We start from the raw sequence: 996 nt of genomic DNA, 5'->3' as shown, positions 1-996 counted from the left end.
GTTGCGTAATGTGATTTGTTATTCTTCTCAGAAGAATTCTTTCACTCGCCTCATCAAAGATGGTGTTGATCATTCTCTGGCTTTCCTTATCGCCCAGATTTATCCGTACCGTGTTAATGGTCTGGACAAATCCAAAGAAGGTTTCTATCGTAACTTCGGTGGCGATGAAACTATCTTCCCTGGCGCTGCCCGTGTATGTGATCTCGTAGCTGCTGTAAAAGGCAAGCTGGGTGATTGCTGGCAAGGTGTGTTCGGTGATACTGAGAATGGCTATGGCCGTTATGGTGATTACGATGGCCACCTCGCACCTGTCTGCCCACGTACTGGATACAAAAAAGAACTGGCAAACGTCACTCTTCTCACTGAAGGTTGGGAGCAATCCCCTCGGCTGAATAAAGCCGATGAACTCGGTGTGGGTATCCGGGAAAATAATGACCGTGTCTTTATCACTCATAAAGATATGGTTGAAAAGTTTGTCCCAATGATCATGGAGCAATCGAAGTAATGGGCGTTAAATACGACGTTATCTTCAAGGATGGCCAACGTCTGAGCCGTGAAGCTGTATGCTTCGGCTCGATGGCTGGCGCTCAATGGAGTTTTGGAAACTCCGGAAATCTGTGTAGTCGTGATCCGTCTCAACAGAGTCTGATCCAATTCTATACAGCCAATAACATCCACCCAATCTGGCAGGAAGAAAACTATCTTCTGAACTGCCGTGAATGGCGTGGTGGTAGTGTCAGTGGTTCGTCTAAAGCACTGGCCAATCGTCAATTTTTGAATGAGATGAAACTCTTGTTCGAAGATTTGCCGTGGCTGGCTAATGTGATTACAGTTCACCCTGTAACAGGGGTTGTACGTGCTCACATTAAAGATCACCCCGCTGATAAAATCATCACTTCACTGTTCCTGGTTCGTAACCTGTGTAACTACGGTGAAACGGCTGCGTCATATCGCCACTTCCGCCACTCTGGTTTGCGTCCACGTCTGTGTGCTATT

General features: G+C 46.9%; 2 protein-coding genes. Both read left to right on the top strand.

Annotation, left to right across the window (positions count from 1 at the left end):
- On the top strand, window positions 1-505 hold a 505-nt coding region (locus N1032_RS23860), incomplete at its 5' end, for a hypothetical protein (RefSeq protein WP_259542905.1).
- Window positions 505-996, top strand: a 492-nt coding sequence (locus tag N1032_RS23855) for a hypothetical protein (protein WP_259542902.1), incomplete at its 3' end; no start/stop codon positions are given. The genes N1032_RS23860 and N1032_RS23855, both read left to right, overlap by 1 nt.

This window comes from Herbiconiux daphne (assembly GCF_024979295.1).
GTDB lineage: Bacteria > Actinomycetota > Actinomycetes > Actinomycetales > Microbacteriaceae > Herbiconiux > Herbiconiux daphnes.
Note: the sequence above shows the minus strand (reverse complement) of the source record. Positions and strands in the feature narration are given on the sequence as shown.